Origin of the sequence: Schumannella sp. 10F1B-5-1, from assembly GCF_006517535.1 — a bacterium.
Classification (GTDB): Bacteria; Actinomycetota; Actinomycetes; order Actinomycetales; family Microbacteriaceae; genus Schumannella.
In genome coordinates this window covers 1-236 of the sequence record NZ_VHQH01000180.1, presented here as the reverse complement: position 1 = coordinate 236, position 236 = coordinate 1, and the positions used below count along the sequence as shown (strand labels likewise).

Genomic DNA, 236 nt, shown 5'->3' with positions numbered 1-236 from the left:
ATGGGGCCCGTCGCGGGGGCGGCGGCGGATGCGGCGCGCCGCTCGCGGGGCATCGTGACGGTCGCGACGAGCAACAGCGCCGCCACGATCGCCGCGCCGACGAAGACCGCCGTCGAGGCGTCGATGATCGTCGCGGGATCGGTCTCGTCGCCGCCGTGCGCGGCGATCACGCCGTTCGCGACCGCGCCGAGCACCGCAGCGCCCACGGACTGGCCGATCGAGCGGGCGAACATGTT

At 75.4% G+C, this 236-nt stretch carries 1 pseudogene; it reads right to left on the bottom strand.

From position 1 onward, the window contains the following. A pseudogene (locus FJ658_RS16440) lies at nucleotides 1-236 on the bottom strand (MFS transporter); the annotation flags it as partial.